Origin of the sequence: Mesorhizobium sp. LMG17149, assembly GCF_024518695.1 — a bacterium.
Lineage (GTDB): Bacteria > Pseudomonadota > Alphaproteobacteria > Rhizobiales > Rhizobiaceae > Mesorhizobium.
Genome location: NZ_JANIFL010000007.1, coordinates 205,488 through 222,817 on the forward strand (window position 1 = coordinate 205,488; position 17,330 = coordinate 222,817).

General features: G+C 62.7%; 17 protein-coding genes. 3 read left to right on the forward strand and 14 right to left on the reverse strand.

The window, feature by feature from the left end:
- Positions 1-152 precede the first annotated feature (152 nt).
- The 10 genes from NP945_RS18330 to pxpA form a co-directional block, all read right to left on the reverse strand.
- Positions 153-1,346, reverse strand: a complete 1,194-nt coding sequence (locus tag NP945_RS18330; protein WP_256747152.1) for an ABC transporter substrate-binding protein — start codon at positions 1,344-1,346, stop codon at positions 153-155.
- Between the two features lie 43 nt (positions 1,347-1,389).
- Positions 1,390-2,481 carry a branched-chain amino acid ABC transporter permease gene (locus tag NP945_RS18335; RefSeq protein ID WP_256747153.1) on the reverse strand — a complete coding sequence of 364 codons (1,092 nt, stop codon included), beginning with the start codon at positions 2,479-2,481 and terminating at the stop codon, positions 1,390-1,392.
- Positions 2,482-2,485: 4 nt separating this feature from the next.
- Positions 2,486-3,391, reverse strand: coding sequence for a branched-chain amino acid ABC transporter permease (locus NP945_RS18340; RefSeq protein WP_027036291.1), 906 nt, complete (start codon positions 3,389-3,391; stop codon positions 2,486-2,488).
- Between the two features lies 1 nt (position 3,392).
- Complete coding sequence (locus NP945_RS18345) at positions 3,393-4,127, reverse strand: ABC transporter ATP-binding protein (protein ID WP_027036290.1); 735 nt, start codon at positions 4,125-4,127, stop codon at positions 3,393-3,395.
- Positions 4,124-4,876 (reverse strand): ABC transporter ATP-binding protein, encoded by a 753-nt coding sequence (locus tag NP945_RS18350; RefSeq protein WP_027163992.1) that lies wholly within the window; start codon positions 4,874-4,876, stop codon positions 4,124-4,126. The genes NP945_RS18345 and NP945_RS18350 overlap by 4 nt, the downstream gene beginning before the upstream one ends.
- Before the next feature lie 249 nt (positions 4,877-5,125).
- On the reverse strand, positions 5,126-6,097 hold the full coding sequence (locus NP945_RS18355) for a biotin-dependent carboxyltransferase family protein (RefSeq protein ID WP_256747154.1): 972 nt from the start codon (positions 6,095-6,097) through the stop codon (positions 5,126-5,128).
- The gene (locus NP945_RS18360) at positions 6,087-6,962 is read right to left on the reverse strand and encodes an allophanate hydrolase subunit 1 (RefSeq protein ID WP_256747155.1); all 876 of its coding nucleotides are present in this window, start codon (positions 6,960-6,962) and stop codon (positions 6,087-6,089) included. Before NP945_RS18360 ends, NP945_RS18355 begins: the two co-directional genes overlap by 11 nt.
- A gap of 9 nt (positions 6,963-6,971) precedes the next feature.
- A complete protein-coding gene (locus NP945_RS18365) occupies positions 6,972-8,336 on the reverse strand; it encodes an acetyl-CoA carboxylase biotin carboxylase subunit (RefSeq protein ID WP_256747156.1) in 1,365 nt (454 codons plus the stop codon).
- Entirely contained in the window at positions 8,336-8,569 is a 234-nt protein-coding gene (locus NP945_RS18370) for an acetyl-CoA carboxylase (protein WP_013533152.1), read from the reverse strand. Before NP945_RS18370 ends, NP945_RS18365 begins: the two co-directional genes overlap by 1 nt.
- 66 nt (positions 8,570-8,635) lie before the next feature.
- Positions 8,636-9,358: a 5-oxoprolinase subunit PxpA gene (gene pxpA / locus NP945_RS18375; RefSeq protein WP_236383150.1), complete on the reverse strand. Its 723-nt coding sequence runs from the start codon at positions 9,356-9,358 to the stop codon at positions 8,636-8,638.
- 135 nt (positions 9,359-9,493) lie between these two features.
- Here pxpA and NP945_RS18380 point away from each other — a divergent pair, with 135 nt between their 5' ends.
- The gene (locus NP945_RS18380; protein ID WP_023808975.1) at positions 9,494-10,399 is read left to right on the forward strand and encodes a LysR family transcriptional regulator; all 906 of its coding nucleotides are present in this window, start codon (positions 9,494-9,496) and stop codon (positions 10,397-10,399) included.
- Between the two features lie 250 nt (positions 10,400-10,649).
- Here the strand turns inward: NP945_RS18380 and NP945_RS18385 are convergent, their stop codons facing one another.
- The gene (locus tag NP945_RS18385; protein WP_256747157.1) at positions 10,650-11,390 is read right to left on the reverse strand and encodes an NADPH-dependent F420 reductase; all 741 of its coding nucleotides are present in this window, start codon (positions 11,388-11,390) and stop codon (positions 10,650-10,652) included.
- Between the two features lie 209 nt (positions 11,391-11,599).
- Between NP945_RS18385 and NP945_RS18390 the strand changes: the two genes are divergently transcribed.
- On the forward strand, positions 11,600-12,349 hold the full coding sequence (locus NP945_RS18390; protein ID WP_256747158.1) for a TetR/AcrR family transcriptional regulator: 750 nt from the start codon (positions 11,600-11,602) through the stop codon (positions 12,347-12,349).
- A 193-nt stretch (positions 12,350-12,542) separates the two neighbouring features.
- On the opposite strand, the gene NP945_RS18395 is transcribed toward NP945_RS18390, so the two are convergent.
- The 3 genes from NP945_RS18395 to NP945_RS18405 all read right to left on the reverse strand — a co-directional run bounded on the left by NP945_RS18395 (position 12,543) and on the right by NP945_RS18405 (position 15,652).
- A complete protein-coding gene (locus NP945_RS18395) occupies positions 12,543-13,682 on the reverse strand; it encodes an alpha-hydroxy acid oxidase (RefSeq protein ID WP_256747159.1) in 1,140 nt (379 codons plus the stop codon).
- A 103-nt stretch (positions 13,683-13,785) separates the two neighbouring features.
- Positions 13,786-14,883: an isocitrate/isopropylmalate dehydrogenase family protein gene (locus NP945_RS18400; RefSeq protein ID WP_127319961.1), complete on the reverse strand. Its 1,098-nt coding sequence runs from the start codon at positions 14,881-14,883 to the stop codon at positions 13,786-13,788.
- Between the two features lie 25 nt (positions 14,884-14,908).
- Positions 14,909-15,652, reverse strand: a complete 744-nt coding sequence (locus NP945_RS18405; protein WP_256747160.1) for a glucose 1-dehydrogenase — start codon at positions 15,650-15,652, stop codon at positions 14,909-14,911.
- A 141-nt stretch (positions 15,653-15,793) separates the two neighbouring features.
- On the opposite strand from NP945_RS18405, the gene NP945_RS18410 reads away from it, so the two are divergent.
- Complete coding sequence (locus NP945_RS18410) at positions 15,794-17,290, forward strand: aldehyde dehydrogenase (protein WP_256747161.1); 1,497 nt, start codon at positions 15,794-15,796, stop codon at positions 17,288-17,290.
- The last annotated feature ends 40 nt before the right edge of the window (positions 17,291-17,330 follow it).

Here is a 17,330-nt window from a genome sequence, read left to right on the forward strand (position 1 = left end):
AATCTGAATTCATCGGGCGACAAGGGCGGTCCAAGCGGGCCGCCCTCATTTTTTGTCCAAAGGCAAGATCCTCAAAGACGAAAAGCCCGGTCGTCCCAGAGGAACAGGGCCTTTCGTAGATGAAGGGCCGGACTTATCCGGCCCATCTTCTCCTACTTGAGCAAGGCTTCCATCGGTACCGGCTCGGAAATCGTCCAGTTGCCTACAACACCCGGCTTGCCGGCCTTGGTCTCGACGATCAGGTACCGCGTCTGGTTCTGGTGATGCAGTTCCGGCGAGAAGGTACGAGGCCCGAACAGCGTCGGCTCATTCTTCATCTTTTCCAGTTCCGCGACGACCGCGTCGGCATCGGCCGTGCCTGCACGCTCCACCGCCTTGGCCCAGACGTCGACCATGACGTAACCCGGAAAGACATACTGGCTCGAGGGATCGGCGCCTGTCTTCGCCTTGTAGGTGGCATTGAACTTCAGCACGGCCGGATTGGGATCGTCGCCATAGATCGATCCCTGAACGGGGACGTAGAAGTTCGTCAGATCGGGCACAGCCGAGAGCCAATAGCTACCGTCGACGCCCGATCCATTCAGGATCATGGAGTTGATACCCGCGGCGCGAAGCTGCTTGATGGCCGAGACAGCGCCCGGCATCATCGTGCAAAGCATGATCGCATCCGGCTCCTTCGGCAGAGACTTGATGCGGGTGATCTGCGCGGCGATGGAGGCGTCCTCGTTCTTGAAGGTGTCTTCACCGACAAGCTTCGCGCCCTGGGCTTCGAGCTTCGGCATCATCCAGTCGAAGCCGTCGCAGATGCCCTTGTTGTAGGCCGTCCAGGTATCGAGCAGACGGTAGAAGTCCTTTGCGCCCTTTTCCTTGAATGCCCACTCGGCCATGGTTGCGCCCTGCACGGCCGCCAGCACCGACGCGGAGAAGCTGTGCGGGCCGACACCCTGGATACCGGCCTTGACCGATTCCGCGCACAGGAAGAAGGAGATACGGCCCGCGTCCTCGGCCGCGAGCGCAGCCGGCGATCCGAAGTCGTAGTCGCAGGACACGACCACGAGATCCGCACCCTGGTCGAGCACGGAGAGGCCCGCCTTGGCGCCTTCGGCCCGGTCGGACTTGGTGTCGGTCTTGACAACCTTGATCTGCTTTCCAAGCAGGCCGCCAGCCGCATTGATCTCGTCGATGCGGATCAAGGCCGCCTCCTGCGCAGGCTTGTCATAAGCTTCCATGAAGCCCGACTCCGCAGTGGCGAAGCCGATGACGATAGTCTTGTCATCGGCCAGCGCCGGATATGCGATGGACATCGAGGCCAGAGCGGTTGCGACAATTCTCATTTTGTATGTCATGCACGTCTCCTTTTTTGTTTTCCGGTCGGGCTTGTGCCGCCGGTCACTTGTTGCGACTGCTGCGAGGTAAGGTGAGCTCGCGGTTGCCCATGAGTCCGGATGGGCGAAGCGCGAGGATCACGATCATGATGACGCCGAGGGCTATTTCCTGAACCCCTTTCGGGAGGGCGAAAGTGGACTCGCCGAGCGATACGCCTGCCTCCAGCCAGCGCAGCGCCTGGATGAGGGCGGACAGCAGGACGACACCCACCACACCCCCCGACAGGCTGCCCATGCCGCCGACGACGAGCATGGAAAGGGTGATGAAGGTGAGACCGAGATAGAATGTATCGGGTGTGACCACGCCGATTGAATGAGCCATGAGCGCACCGCCCAGCCCCATCACCGCGCCCGATACGACGAACGCCACCAGTCTTTCCCTGGGAATGTCGATACCGGAAGCCGCGGCGGCGGTGGGCTCGTCGCGGGCAGCACGAAGGGCCAGGCCGGACCGGGAGATCGCGTGCGCCCAGGCGATGAAGATTGCGGCCACGGCGCCGATGAGATACGGCCAGATCATGCGCACGATCGGAATGCCGACGACCGATGAGGTCGCTCCGGTCACGCTCTCCCAGTTGGAATAAATTGTGTTGATCATGGCGAGCATCGCGAAGGTCGCGATCGAAGCCGCGATGCCCGATAGCCGCATCAGCACCCGCCCGAAGATGAGAGCGGCGAGGGCGGCGAACAATGCCGCCAGCACGGCCGATTGCCAGTACGGCAAACGGGTCGCCAGCAGCCATTCGGGCAATCCCGGCAGCGAACCGCGTTTCATCATCGGATTGATGGTGAGCCATGCGGCCGCGTAGGCGCCAAGGCAGGTGAAGCCGATATGCCCGAAGCTGAGAACGCCCGAATTTCCGATAAAGATGTATAGGCCCACGACGAGGATGACACGGACGAACACGTCGATCACCGTCTGGTTGAAGGGCCGCGATCCGGTCATCACCGTGATCAGCGCGATGGCCAGCAGCAGCAGAGAAAGCAGGACCGGCGTCAGGATTGTGCGGCGGGCAAGCGCGAAGCGGGCGGGCTTTCGCTCGGCAGCCGCGGCACCGGCAGCGGTAGAGTTGGTGAGGGAGGCGGCGACACCCATGAAATCAGACCCTTTCCTTGGTGCCGCGCGCGGCAATAAGCCCTTGCGGGCGGAAGAGGAGAACGAGGATGACCGCTCCATAGACAAAGGCATCGCGGAACGGCCGGGCGTCGATGGGCAGCATGACCTGCATGATCACCGAGGCGGCACCCAGCAGGAAGCCGGCGAGCACGGCTCCCCCGAGGCTGCCGAGGCCGCCAATGACGGTGGCGATGAAGGCCATCAACATGATCGAGGCGCCCATCTGGATGTCCAGCGTGCCTGTCTGGGCGCCAAAGATCAGTGCAATGGCGGCGGCCAACGCGCCGGAGAGGGCGAACGCGCCCATGATAACCCGGTTCGCACGCACACCCAGCATGCGGGCCATCGAGAAGTTCTCGGCCGCCGCCCGCATCTCCAGGCCGAAGCGGGTTTGACGCAGGAACAGTGTCAGGCCGATCAGGATGACCATCGTGGCGACGATCGTTATGAGCTGGAGGAGGGGAAGCCTGGCACCGAGGATCTCCACCGGCTGGGACAGTTCGGGCAGCAGCGAGATCGATTTCGGCCGACTGGAGAAAAGCATGAGCAGGAAGTAGCGAATGACGAAACCGAGCGCGAAGGAGGCGATCATCATGGTTGCCGGATTTGCTTGGCGGAACCGCCTGAAGACAACGATTTCGCACAGCACCGACAGCCCGGCCCCGCAAAGGAGCACGAAGGGCACCAGCAGGTACCACGGCAATTGGCCAGCGAAGACGATGGCCATGGCGTCTGTTGACGGCCATAGCAGCGCGAAGACGCAGAAGGCGATGACGTCGCCATGCGCGAAGTTCACCAGCCGCATGACGCCGAAGATGAGGGCAATGCCAAGCGCCCCAAGCGCGTAGAGCGAACCAAGCGAGAGTGCGTCGAACAGGATCTGGAGCATCTCAGTGGTCCTCGTAACCGAAATAGGCAGCCTGGATCGCCTCGCCATTGCCGAGCGTCCGCGCGTCGCCATCGAGCACGATCTGTCCGCCACGCATCAGGATCATCCGCCCGCCCACCATCATCGCCCGGGCCGAGCTCTGCTCAACGATCAGGAGCGTGAGCTGGCGCTGCGCACGCAGCGCGATCAGCCGCTCATAGACCTGGTCGTTGATGTTGGGGGCGAGGCCCAGCGAAGGCTCGTCGATGGCTACAAGCCGCGGATTGGTCATCAACGCGCGTCCGATGACCAGCATTTGCTGCTGCCCGCCGGACAGCAATCCCGCCTGCCCATGCCGCCTCTCTTTCAGCATCGGGAAGGTTGCGTAGACGGCTTCGAGTTCGTCGGCCGCTCGGCTGCGCCAGCCGCGTTCGCGGGCGTGCATGCCGGTTCCGACCAGAAGGTTCTCTTCGGTCGTCAGCGAGCCGAAGACATCGCGCCCCTCCGGCACCATGGAGAATCCGAGCCGGGCGATGTTCTCCGGCGCCTGGCCGGTGATCTCATGACCTGCAAGGTCGATCCGGCCGCCCGCCACTGGCGTAACACCGGCGATCGCGCGCAGCAGCGAAGACTTCCCGGCTCCGTTCGGGCCGGTGATGAACAGGATTTCTCCCTCGTCCATGGAGAAGGAGACATTGCGGACCGCCGTGAGACGGCTGTAGCGGATAGTGATATCGGAAAGGGCGAGCAGGCTCATTCCATCGCCTCCAGCACAGGCAGGTCGGTGTTCGCGGCCGTGCCCATATAGGCGTGGCGCACCTTCTCGCTGTCGCGGATCGCGGCAGGCGGGCCTTCCTCGATGATCGCTCCGGAATCGAGCACGACGATATGCTGGCAAAGGCCGAGCACCAGCCCGACATTGTGCTCGATGAGCAGGACACCACAGCCGAGATCGCTGGCGATATGTCTTATCAGGGCCGAAAGCTCCCGCGCCTCCAGCGCGCTCATGCCAGCCGCGGGCTCGTCGAGCAGGATGTACGCGGGCCGTCCCATCAGGGCGCGGCCAATGGCGACGCGGCGCTCGTCCGTATATGGCAACGTTCCGGCGATGCGGGTGCCCAGCGCACCGATGCCTATCCAGTCGAGCATCGCTTCCGCTTCGGCGATGGCAGCGCGCCGGCTCATTCCCAGACCAACGCCGGTTACCTCCAAATTGTCCAGCACAGGCAGGTCGCGGAAGAGCCGCCCACCCTGGAAGGTGCGGGCAATGCCGCGCCGCCGGACCTGATGCGGCTTGAGACCTGTGAGTGCTGCCCCGTCGAGCTTGATGGTGCCTTCCGTCGGTGCCTGGAAGCCGGTCAGCACGTTGACGAGCGTGGTCTTGCCAGCGCCATTCGGGCCGATGAGGCCACTGATGCGGCCGGGCGTAATTTGGAGGTCTACCGATGACAGGGCCTTCAGCCCCGCAAACGATACCGAGACATTCTCCGCGCTCAGATGACTCATGACCCTTTCCTTCTTTCTACCGACGGAAAGGCGCGAAGCATCCGGCCTTGCGGCCAGTCACGTTGCAAATGTCTTCCCCTGTCGGTTCCGGCGGTCTCTAGCGGACTGCTCGGGTGCCAAATTCACGCCGTTGCCCGGCGTCGTCTTGTCGTTTCGCGCACCGGATTTTGTCTTCCGCCACGCACGGTCGGTTTTGGCCGGCCGATCTCCTCGCCACCGGCTCCTCCGCCGGCATTTTCCCGGCTGACGTCAGCCGGCCAGATGCCCTTCAGCACGCGCCAGCGCGGCGCGCTGTTCGGTTCGCGCGGCAAGCGCGTCTTCCAGCGTCACCGGAACGAAGCGCGCCGGGGTGTGCGGCTGGAGCTGGGCGATAAGGTCCATGTCGGCCGATATCACCACGCCCAGCATCATGTACCCGCCACCCGAAACCGCGTCCCGGTGAAGAACGATCGGCTCCGTGCCACTCGGCACCTGGACGGATCCGTAGGGATAGCAGGCATCGACGATGTTCGAGGGGTCGGAGCCCGCACCGAAAGGCTGCTCGCGCTCGACGAATTCCAGCGGCGTCCCACCCCGGAAGCGATAGCCGATGCGGTCGGCTTCGGGTGCGACCTTCCAGGTTTCCTCAAAGAACCGAGTGCCGGCAGCTTCAGTGATCCGATGCCAGTACATGCCGGGAAGCATTCTGAGTTCCGCCGGACTATTGCCCGCGCGGCGCAGATTTGCAGGCAGTGAAAGACCGGCTTTGCCGGAACCTTCGCCGAGGGGAAGCTCATCACCCGCCTTCAGCGTGCGGCCCTGATGGCCGCCGAGTGCGCCCAGAATGTAAGTCGAGCGCGAACCGAGAACCACGGGTACGTCGATACCGCCGGAGACGGCCAGATAAGCGCGCGCGCCGCCCTTGAGGAAGCCGAAGGAAAGCCGGTCACCGGCCATCACCGGAAAACTTTCCCAGGTCGGCCGTTCCTCGCCATTGAGTTTGGGGGGGAGTTCTCCTCCCGTGACGGCGACGACCGCGGATTGGGTGAATTCGAGTTCGGGGCCCATGAAGGTGGCTTCGAGCACCGCGGCACCCGGATCGTTGCCGACAAGCAGGTTTGCGATGCGTGTGGCAAAGCGGTCCATGCCGCCGCCTTCGGGAATGCCGACATGGTAGTGGCCTGGTCGGCCAAGGTCCTGCACGGAAGTGGAGAGGCCGGGAGAGATTACCTTAACGGCCATTGATAAGCTCCATCAGCTTTGCATTGGTGCCGTAAATATCGCTGTTGAAGTCCTTCAGGCTGAAGGTGCACTCGCGAACCGTCGGCTGCCACCGATTGGCTTCGATTTCCTCCAGCGTGGCGTCGTAGTCATCGCGGCCAATGGCCTTGAACTTGACGATGTCGCCTGGCTTGAACAGGCACATATCATCTGAGAGGTAGCGCACCTTCCTGGTCGGGTCGTAGATCGGAGCCGGGGTTATGCCATACATCTGGTAGCCGCCAGCGCCGCGCACCGAATAGATCGCTGCAAAGCAGCCGCCATGGCCAATGGTGAGCTTGGGAGTGTCGGTGCGTGGACGCAAGTATTTCGGCGCCTGAATCTGTTTCTTGCGCTCAACCATCTGGTACAGGAAGGGCAGTCCGGCGACGAAGCCGACCATCGATACGAACCAGGGCTGGCCGGAATAGGCCGCGATAAACTCTTCCACCGTGGCGTAACCGTTGATGCGTGCCGAATATTCAAGATCGGTGGAGGAGGGGTCCTGATGGCGCTCGCGGAAGCGCAAGCAGGTTTCACGCGTCCATGGATCCTGGAAATAAACCGGCAGTTCGATGATCCGGGTCTTCAGCACCGGGTCCGCCTTCGAGGCCGCCTCTTCCATCGACTTCAGTTCGCTGAGCAAATCCTGCGGCTTGATGATGTCGGGGTTGAAGCGAATCTGGAAGCTGGCGTTGGCTGGGCAGATCTCGGTGACACCTCGGATGCCTGCCGTACGCACCGCGTTGGTCATCGAAAGGCCGGTAAAGAAGGAGGTGAGCGACATTTCCTCGGACACCTCGCCGAAGATATGTTCGTCACCGCCGAAGTTGAATCGTATCGACATCGGTCCTCCTTAACCCGCCAATGCTGCGGCGTTTTCGATGAGCCAGCCTTCCAGCCAGCGGGTATGCACGTCTCCCGCCCGCACCGCCGGATCGGCGGCCAGCGCAAGAAACAGCGGCTTGGTGGTCTTGAGCCCGCCGATCTTCAACTCGTTGAGCGCGCGGATCAGGCGCACTATCGCCGCCTCGCGCGTCTCTGCATGCACGATCAGCTTGGCAAGCAGCGAGTCATAGAAGGGCGGCACCTGATAGCCTTGATAGAGCATCGAATCGAAGCGTACGCCCGGACCGCCGGGAATGCGAAGCTCGGCCACCTGCCCGGGGAATGGAGCGAACTCCTTCGCCGGGTCTTCGGCATTGAGCCGGACTTCGATCGCATGCCCCTTGACGGAGACATCGCCTTGCCGAATCCGCAGCTTCTCGCCGCCGGCGATGCGAAGCATCTCCGCAACGAGGTCGATGCCGGTGATCGCTTCGGTGACCGGGTGCTCGACCTGGATACGGGTGTTCATCTCGATGAAGTAAAAGCGATCTGCTTCATCGTCATAAAGATACTCTACCGTGCCGGCACCAGAGTATTTGACCGCCTTGGCCAAAGCGACCGCCGAAGCGCAGAGATCCTCGCGCAGCCTGTCTGAAAGTGCGCGAGACGGCGCCTCCTCCCAAACCTTCTGGCGTCGCCGCTGCAGTGAGCACTCCCGCTCGTAGCAGTGAATGGCATCGCTTCCGTCCGCCAGCACCTGCACCTCGATATGGCGGGCCTTGCCGATCACTTTTTCCATGTAGAGGCCACCGTCGCCAAAGGCGGCGAGGGCTTCTGCTTCGGCCTGAGGAAAGGCTTGTTCGAACTCGGCGAGCGAGTTGGCGATGCGGATGCCCCGCCCGCCGCCGCCTGCCGCCGCCTTGATCATCACCGGAAAACCGGTTGCGGTCAGCACCTCGTGGCCAGCCTTGAGGCCCTCGACCCGGCCAGCCGAGCCAGGCACCACAGGGACACCTGCAGCGGCGGCGGCCGATCGCGCCGAGACCTTGTCTCCCATCATCCGGATCGCATCTCCCGACGGGCCGACGAAGACCAATCCAGCGCCTGTGACCGCGTCGGAAAACGCGGCATTCTCGGCAAGGAACCCATAGCCAGGATGAACGCTGTCGCAACCGGTATCGCTGGCAGCCTTCAGAATTGCTTCGACATTGAGATAGGACTTCTTTGCTGCTGGTGGGCCGATGTTGACCGCTTCGTCCGCAAGCTGGACGTGGAGCGACACGGCGTCTGCGGCCGAATACACCGCCACGGTGGCGATCCCCAAATCTTGCGCGGCCCGGATGATCCTGACCGCTATCTCGCCCCGGTTGGCAACCAGAAGCTTTTTCAGCATCAGTCGAGATCCGCAATAGGTGCGCCGGCCATGATGGGGTCCTCATTGTCGGCAATGAAGCGGATGTTCGTACCGGCCGTCTCGGCCCTCACTTCGTGGAACGACTTCATCACTTCGATGAGACCGATTACGTCTCCGGCGGAAACCGCGTCGCCATCCGCCTTGTAGGGCGGCTGGTCTGGCGAGGCGCTCCGATAAAAAGTGCCGGGAAGAGGCGAAAGAATCTGGGCCATAAAAAGCTCCGGAAAACTGCAGACAGACTAATTTGGAACCGCCTGCGCGGGCGGGTTCGGTCGAGTTCAGTGCCAGGGGGCGATTGCGGTGCGCACGGCCCTGGCTATTTCGATGGCGTTCGGCGTATCGGAATGCACGCAGATGGTTTCGCAGCGTACGGGGAAGAAACTGCCGTCCTCTGCCGTGCCCTCGCCCTCCTTGATGGCGCGGATGCACCGCTCGGCCATCTCTGCGGGGTCCTTGGCGTCATGAACGCGTGTCAAGATCAGCTTGCCGGAGGCATCGTAGTCGAGATCGGCATAGAACTCGGCGACGAATGGGATACCGCGCTCTTGATAGATCTTCTCATGCAGGGTGCCCGTCATGCCGAAGAGGGGTACGCCGAAAATCTCTGCCGCGTCGCACACGCCATGGGCGATTGCCTCCTGCTGCATGGCCATGAAGTAGAGGCTGCCATGCGGCTTGATGTGGTGGAGTTCCACACCCTCGGCCCTGAGGAAGCCGGCAAGCGCTCCCACCTGGTAAATGATGGTGTTCCTGACTTCTTCGCGGGTCATCCGCATCTCGCGCCGGCCGAAACCCTGAATGTCGGGCAAGCCTGGATGGGCGCCGATCTTTACGCCACTCGCCTTGGCGCTGCGGACGGCGGCGTGCATGTGATCCGGATCGGAGGCATGAAAACCACAGGCGACATTGGCAACGTCGATGATGGGCATCATGCCCATATCATCGCCAACCTTGTAGAGGCCAAAGCTTTCGCCCATGTCGCAGTTTAGCGTCACCGCCATCGCATTGTTACCCCTCGAAGCTGCCGTCTTTGCGGCGTTGCAGCATTTTTTGCGCATGCGAGGGCGTTTGTGAAATAGTAGTTTATTGATTGTCATATCAAAAAAACAGATAATGGTTCTGGGCCGGAGCGCACCATGACCATCACCTTGAAACAGCTTGATTATTTTATCGCGACCGCCGAGAGCGGACAGGTCAGTCATGCTGCGGTGGAACTCAACATCTCGCAATCGGCCGTCACTGCGGCGATAAAGACGCTTGAGGCTGACCTGGGCGTACGGCTTTTGGAGCGTAACCACGCTGGCGTAAGACTGACGATGGAGGGCGCGAGGTTTCTTGAACATGCGCGTGTTATCACCGGGGCCGTCGCTGCCGCCGTCCGAAGCCCGTTGCGCGATAGGAAAGGCCTGGCGGGCAAGCTGCGGCTGGGCATGACCTACACGGTCGTCGGCTACTACATGTCGCGCCACTACGCGCGGTTTCGAAAGACCTATCCCGAGATCGAGGTCGAGGTGCTGGAATTGCCTCGAGACGCTCTCGAAAGCGGCTTGATGTGCGGGGATATCGACATGGCCGTGATGCTGGTGTCCAACCTGGAACACACCAAGGAGTTGGCGCAGGAGGTCTTGATGCGGTCGAACCGCCGGCTCTGGCTTTCGGCTGATCATCATCTGCTCGCGCGGCGGGAAATCAGCCTCGCCGATGTGGCGGCGGAAGACTATGTCATGCTGACGGTGGACGAGGCACGCACGACAGCCGCCCGTTACTGGGATGCCGCGGGCCTTTCGCTCCGCGCCGTCCTTACCACCAGTTCGGTCGAGGCCGTGCGGTCGCTCGTGGCTGCCGGCATGGGGGTCACTGTCCTGTCCGACATGGTTTACCGCCCCTGGTCCTTGGAGGGGCAGCGCATCGAAGTGCGCGGGCTTGTCGAGCCCATCCCCACTATGGATGTCGGCCTGGCCTGGTCGCGTGACAGATCAATCGAACCGGCAGCGGCGGCCTTCCGGGCCTTCATGTCCGTGACCATGGGCGGCGGCGGCTAACCGCCTGCCGTCAGGCAGGCGCTATGGCTCAGGCTCGCTGGATGGGTAGCGGAGCGTGGGAGTTGATGCCTCGCATCATCAAGGGGGATTTCACCTTTGTCGCAAATAACGCCAAGGGCTTCACAAAACTCTAAAGAGCCGGTTCACGCCGGCCTCGTCATCGTCGTCTGGCAGGTTGTTCCCGACAAACAGAAGGAACTCCTGGAGAGTCTTCTTGGTCACCACCTCGGGCCGGAACCGGAAAAGTCTCTCATCGGAGGGCGGTGACTTCACGGTTGCGGGCTACGATCTGCTCGTGGCGGAGGGGGGGCGTCGCCTCCATGAAGCCCTTGATCAGTGCGTCGCGAGCTCCGGGTGCGCGCGCCTTTTCCGCCGTGGACAGCGCATGCTGAAGATCAGGCAACGTCAGTTCCGTGCAGTAGGCTGGCGTGCCCGGTTGCTGGCGCCAGGAACTCGCGAGATCGCCGGCATCAAGTGCGTCGAAACCGGTCTCGTTCACCAGTTCGCGTGCGATCGCTTTGGCATGCGCATCATCACCTGCGACGGGGATCGCGATCCGTTCGGCCGTTCCGGCCGCTGCGCCACCTTCGGCGAGCGTTTGGGCGAGGACCGCATTGAACGTCTTGACCACCGGCCGGCCGAGTTGTTCGCTGGACCAGACGCTTTCCGGCTTGCCATCGTCAACCTCCGCGATGTTCCCGTCGCGCATAGGATAATAATTGGAGGTGTCGATCACGACCACGTCGGCTGGTACATCGGCAAAGATGTTGGCGACATCGGGAATCTTCGCAAACGGGATCGATAGAACGATCGCCTCGACATCCCTGGCTGCTTCGTGCGCGGCAACCGGGAGCGCACCAACCTTCATCGCCTTCTCGCGGATATCATCAGGCCCCTTCGAGCCCGCCAGCTTCACCGCGTGTCCGGCCGCTGTCAGCTTTCGTGCGATGGTGGTGCCGATATTTCCCGCGCCGATAATGCCGATGTTCATGTCGATTTCCTTCCAGATAATTGTGATTATGAGTTCAGCGCATGATGCGCGGATCGATCCCGTGTTGAGCGGGACATCCAGATGGTCGCGCAGGGTAGTGCCGCCATACGACCGATGGAACAGCCCGCCTCGAACTTGGTATAGCTCGCTCGCGGCATCTACTGACTGCGCGCGCCAGGCCCCAGGCAGGTTGCCGTACCGTTGCCCAGATGCATGCCGGTATCATCTGCCTGATCATCGTCCTCGTTTCGCCGGCTCATGCCGACCTGTTAGAACAGTCGACCACGGGCTATATGGAGACTGTCTCCGCTTCGACTTTAGATATGGAGAGTGTCTCCGATCTTCAAGGGTTCAAAGTCATGTCTCAATCGTCGATCGCGTCAGCCCTCCGCAGGGACGCGCAACACAATCGGGCGCACATTCTCGAGGTGGCGCGACAAGCGTTCGGCAACGACAGTGTTGACGTTTCGATGGATGCTATCGCGAAGCTGGCGGGCGTGGGGGCAGGGACGCTCTACCGCCATTTTCCAAACAAAGACGCCCTCCTGGCTGCGCTGCTAGTTCTTCACTATGAAAGCCTCGACCATCGTCGCGTTGAAATCGAAGCCGGGGAGAGCGATGCAGGCCGCGCACTCGAACTCTGGGTTGAAGCTCTCGGCGACTGGATGCTGGCTTATGAGGGCTTGCCTGAACCGTTACGGGCCGCTTGCCGAGTAGAATCCCCGCTGACGCCGACCTGCCATGCTGTCATCGCGACGACGGAGCGAATCCTGAAGGCTGCACAGGACGAAGGGCTTGCACGACGGACGATGACCGGGCGCGACATTTTTTTCGGAGCACTGGCGATCGCTTGGGCGAGCGGCGCAACGGCAGCGGGCGAAGACACTCGGAACGTGCTTCGCGACGTCCTGAAGAACGGATGGATGGAACCGAAAACAGCACCGGGCGGCGGAGTTTAGTCCGCCTATCCGACTGCGCAGCCTTTCGAATTTCATAACGACTGCCGCCAGCCCGTGTGCATCAAACAAACGCTTTCTGAATAGGCTGCCGTCGTCTGGATGGACGGCGGCTTTTGGGCCTGGGAAGAGCGGCGTGCGAGGGCGGCAATTGGTGCTGAAACTTTGCGACCAAGCGTGAGCACACGTCTTGGCGCTATGCTATGATTTCTGATCCCGCTTCCTGAAAACGGGGGATTCCGCAGAGCCTGAGGCAAGTCACCACTTCGTCCAGGAGGATATCGAGTGCCTTGGCCACACCGGACTCGCCAGCCACGGCGCCGAACAGGGCGGCCCGGCCGATCGCCGCGACGGTGGCGCCGCGTGCCTTGGCCTTGATGATGTCCGTGCCCGTGCGGATACCGGAATCGATGAGGATCGGGACTTGGGCGCCAAGTGCCTCACGGATGGCGGGCAGGGCATCGATGCTCGATACAGCACCGTCGAGCTGACGGCCTCCATGGTTGGACACCCAGATGCCATCGGCACCAGCCGCGACCAGTCGCGACGCGTCGCCCGGGTGCAGGACGCCCTTGACCAGCAGCCGGCCTTTCCACCAGTCGCGGATCTGGCGGAAATCGTCCCAGTCGAAACCTGCATGGAGGCTGCCGCCAACACGCGCGGCGATCGTCAGGCTGGCGCTGTTGTCACAGAGATAGCCGCGGACGTTCTCGAACTGGGGCAGACCGCCGCTCAGCAGGCGCAGCGACCAGCCAGGATGAAGCATGCCTTCCCAGAGATGCCGGGCCGAAGGCCGCAGTGGGATGGATATGCCGTTCCTAAGATCCTTTTCGCGCTTGCCCCCGGCTTGCAGATCAACGGTCACCACCAGCGTCGAATAGCCAAATTCTTCCGCTCGCCTCACCAGTTGGCGATTGAAGTCGAAATCCTTGAGCACATAAAGCTGGAACCACAGCGGCCCCTGTACGGCTCGCGCCATGCCTTCGATGCTGGCCGTGGCCATGGTGGAGAGTGTGTAGGGGATGCCGCGAGCGGTTGCCGCCCTCGCGATGGCAATGTCGGCTCCGGGCCTGACCAGCGCGCAGGAACCCATCGGGCTGATCACGAGCGGTGTCGGCAAGGTCTCGGACCAGAGCGTCGTGGAAACGTTCGGATGCGAAACATCGGTAAGCACGCGCGGCAAAAGTCTGATCTTTTCGAAATCGCTTCGGTTGGCGTTAAGGGTGAGTTCCTGCCCCGCCCCGCCATCGATGAATTCGAAGATGGATTTCGGCAGGCGACGACGGGCAAGCCTGCGAAAATCCTCGACCGAAACCTGGCGATCGAGAGCGCCCATCTCAAGCCTCGCCCTCGTGCCGGTCGGCAATGAATATCCGGCGCATGAGCGTCTGGCCGACCTTGCGAGGTCCAACAAGATCTATCTTCACCTTGATCATCAGTCACGCCGCTGCCGCGAGCCGGTCGCAGATCGAGCGGGTTATCTCGCTGGTCGACGCCCTGCCTTTCAGGTCGGCGCTCAGAAGCCCGTTGGCCAGGCAGTCCTCGGTCACGCGACGGATGCGCGCCGCGGCCTGGTTGAGCCTCTCGTCGCCATGTTTGTGGCCGAGCCAGTCGAGCATCGAGGCTGCCGACAGGATCGTCCCATACGGATTGGCGATACCTTGGCCGGCAATGTCGGGCGCCGAGCCGTGCGCGGCCTGGAAGAAGCCGTTGGCCGCGCCGATCTCGGCTGAAGGCGCCATGCCCATCCCGCCCACCGTCGCGGCGGCGAGGTCGGACAGGATGTCGCCGAACATGTTCTCGCTGACGATGACGTTGAAATGGCCCGGTTTCAGCACGAGATGCATCGCCATGGCGTCGACCAGCGCGTGCTCGGTCGCGATATCGGGATAGTCCTTCGCCACTTCGTCGAAGACGGAGCGGAAGAAGGCATAGCTGCGCAGCACGTTGGCCTTGTCGCAGCAGGTGACCCGGCGCACGCCGTCACGAGGCGCGCCGCCCGACTGGCGCGCCAGTTCGAAGGCCTTGCGCACGATGCGCACGATGCCGGAGCGGGTCTGCACCAGCGTGTCGACCGCCACTTCGCCGCGCAACAGGGCGCCCGATCCCCGCGCGGCGTAAAGCCCTTCGCTGTTCTCGCGCAAGATGATGTAGTCGATATCGCCGGCCTTCACTCCGCTCAACGGGCTAGGCACGCCCTCGAAGAGCCTGATGGGGCGGACGTTGGCATAGAGATCGAGTTCGAAGCGCAGTCTCAGCGTGAAATCCAGGCCTGCTTCGGTTCCATCGGGATGGACGACGCCCGGCAAGCCGCCCGCACCATGCAGGATGGCGTCCGCCGCGCGGCAGGCCTGGAAGGTCGGCTCGGGAAAGCTCTGGCCGGTCTTCAGGAAATGCTCGGCTCCGGCCGGGTATTCGCTGAAGTGCAAGGGGTTGCCGGGACCAAGCGCTGCTTTCACCACTTGAACCGCTGCGGCGCAGACTTCCGGGCCGATGCCGTCGCCATGCACCACGGCGATTTCGTAGACAGGCTTCATCGCCAACTCCCAAATGGTCTAACGCTCAGATGCACTTGCCGCCGTCGACATTGAGGTCGACGCCGGTGATCATGCTGGCCTCGTCGGAGCACAGGAATGCCGCGGCGTTGCCCATGTCCGCCGGCGTAGACAGCCTGCCGATCGGAATGGTGGTGACGACGCGGGCGCGGTTTTCCTCGCCGGAGCCGATGAAGGTGGACAGAAGCGGCGTGTCGCCGGCAACCGGGTTGATGGCGTTGACGCGGATGCCGAAGGGGGCGAGTTCCACGGCCATGGCCCGGGTGGCGGCAATCGCCCAGCCTTTGGAAGCATTGTACCAAGTCAAATTCGGGCGCGGCGAGACGCCGCCGGTGGAGGCGACGTTGAGGATGGCGCCCGATTTGATGGATTTGAAATGCGCAACGACCGCACGGGCGCCATTGTAGATGGATCGCATGTTGACGTTGGCGATCCGGTCGAACATCTCTGCGTCCATCGTCTCGAGCGCCAGGGGCGGCTGGGCCACGCCGGCATTGTTGACCAGTATGTCGAGACCGCCAAAGGCCGAGCGGGCCAGGTCTGCCGCCGCTTCGAAGCTTGCGAGTGTCGAGACGTCGCCAGTGATTGGCCGCACATTTTTGCCGACTTCGGCAGCAACGCGGGCCGCGGCGGCCTCATCACGGTCCATCAACACGACCCGCGCACCTTCGGTGACGAATTTCCTGACGATGCCTTCGCCAAATCCTGAACCGCCGCCAGTGACGATGGCGACCTTGCCAGCAAGTCTCATATCTGTTCCTCCGTTGCCGGCACCATCGGGGAAGTCGCGTACATTGCACAGTCCGATTATCTGAACGCCCTTTTAGCTTTCCTTGTTTGAGGTCGACCGGCGTGGGAGGCATAGTCGCCACGGAATTGTGAGGAGGAAGGGATGACGCTGAATTTCGACCCGCGGGCGAAGGCCACGGCGCTCTACCACGGCGAATTCCGGCCGATGTTCGTCGGCGGCAGGTGGGTTCCGGCACAATCCGGCCAGGAGATGCAGGCGCTCAACCCGGCGACTGGCGAAGTGCTGGCCACCGTCCCGCGTGGCTCGGCCGCCGACATTGATGCGGCGGTGGCCGCTGCGCGCACGGCTTTCGAAGGGCCGTGGTCAAAATTCTCGCCCTATGAGCGGCAGTGCGTGCTTCTGCGCATCGCCGATCTCTTCGAGACTCATTGGGAAGAGCTCAGCGTTTCCGACACTCTCGACATGGGACTGCCGATCACGCGCACGCTCGCCAACCGGCGGCGCGTCATCGGCATGCTGCGCTTCTATGCGGGCATGGCGACCGCGCTGCATGGCGAATCCATAGACAATTCGATCCCCGGCGAGATCGTCAGCTTCACAAGGCGCGAGCCGGTGGGCGTTGTCGGCGCGATCATCCCCTGGAACGCTCCGACCGCCGCGTCGATCTGGAAGATCGCGCCGGCGCTCGCCACCGGCTGCACCATCGTGCTGAAGCCCTCGGAGGACGCCTCGTTGACGCCGCTGCTGATCGCCAGGCTGATGCAGGAGGCCGGCGTTCCCGACGGCGTCGTCAACGTCGTCACCGGCACCGGGACGGAGGCCGGTGCGCGGCTCGCTGAACATCCCGACGTCAACAAGATCGTCTTCACCGGCTCGACGCTGACCGGCCAGGCCATCGCGCGGGCGAGCGTGACCAACCTCAAGCGCGTTTCCCTGGAACTCGGCGGCAAATCGCCGATCATCGTCTGCCGCGATGCCGACATCGACAAGGCGGTTCCTGTCGCCGCGATGGCGGTGTTGGTGCATTCGGGCCAGATCTGCATCGCCGGATCGCGGCTGTTCGTGGCGCGCGAAATCCATGACGAATTCGTGCGCCGGGTCGCCGAGTTTGCCGGCAGGCTTCGCATCGGCCATGGCATCGAGGCGGAAACCGAAATCGGCCCGCTCATCAATGCCAGGCAGGCCGGCAAGGTGGTGGGCTATATCAAGGCCGGCCGCGACGAAGGCGCGGAACTGATAGCGGGCGGATCTCGACTGACGGGCGAGCCCTACGACGGCGGCAATTTCATCGCGCCGACCGTCTTCGGCGCGGTGTCGGACAAGATGACCATCGCGCGTGAAGAAATCTTCGGTCCGGTGATTTCGGCGATGCCGTTCGACACGCTCGACGAAGCCGTGGCGCGGGCCAATGCGACGCCCTATGGCTTGGCAGCCGGCATTTTCACCACCCATCTGGGCACCGCGCACAAGCTCGCCCGCCGCATCAAGGCCGGCTCGGTGTGGGTCAACATGTACCACGCCATCGACCCGGCGGTGCCGTTCGGCGGCATGAAGATGTCCGGCTACGGCCGCGAGGGCGGCATCGAACATCTGCATGAATATCTGGAGACCAAATCGGTCTGGATCCAGACCGACTGAGGGTGCGCTGATATTCAGGTGAGGCCGGGCTGCGAATGAC